Raw genomic sequence first — 797 nt, 5'->3', positions numbered from 1 at the left:
GAAAGCGCACTGGTTGCACATCCCCAGGTAAAACAGGCGGTAGTGATTGATTCGGATCAGGAAGGTCACAAAGTCCTGGCGGCCTATCTGGTGAGTGAGGGGAATGTATCTGATGACGTTCTGATTGAGCATCTCTCCGGTCGCCTGCCGGAGTATATGATGCCTGCCTGCTTTACCCGTATTGAGTCAGTGCCGTTGACCCTGAATGGTAAGTTAGATCGTCGGGCATTACCGGAACCGATCTGGGGCAACCGGGACGGTTACATTGCACCGCGTAATGCACTGGAAACTCAGCTTTGTACTATCTGGCAGGAGATATTGGGGCTGGCACAAGTAGGTATTGAGGATAACTTCTTCCGTATCGGTGGTGATTCGATTGTCAGTATTCAATTGGTCTCTAAACTCCGGCAGGCTGGCTTTACTGTGCAGGTTAAATCAATTTTTAAAGCACCAACGGTAGCTCGTCTGGCACAGGTACTGGAACAGGATCAACAGACAGTCAGCGTGGTGGCCGAACAGGGCAAATTAAGTGGGGAATTTGGCCTATTGCCTGTCCAGCAGGATTTTTTCAACCGCCAGTTACCGCAACCACATCACTGGAACCAGGCCTTTATGATCCGCCTGCCCGGTACGATCAAACACGGCGATATTGAAGAAGCACTGAATCAACTGGCTGAACGACACGATATGTTGCGTGTCCACTTTATTGAAACAGCAGCGGGTTACCGTCAATGCTATCAGGCCGTCATACCTTCATGGTTATCAACGTTACCTCATTGTGATGTCAGTCAATGGGA

Annotated in this window: 1 protein-coding gene; it reads left to right on the top strand. The window is 49.9% G+C overall.

The genetic code is table 11. From position 1 onward, the window contains the following. The coding region (locus tag AAC147_RS05970; protein WP_047685991.1) for a phosphopantetheine-binding protein at nt 1-797 on the top strand (797 nt) is incomplete at both ends.

Source organism: Xenorhabdus sp. NBAII XenSa04, assembly GCF_963866145.1.
Classification (GTDB): Bacteria; Pseudomonadota; Gammaproteobacteria; order Enterobacterales; family Enterobacteriaceae; genus Xenorhabdus; species Xenorhabdus indica.
This window is presented reverse-complemented; position numbering and strand designations above follow the sequence as displayed.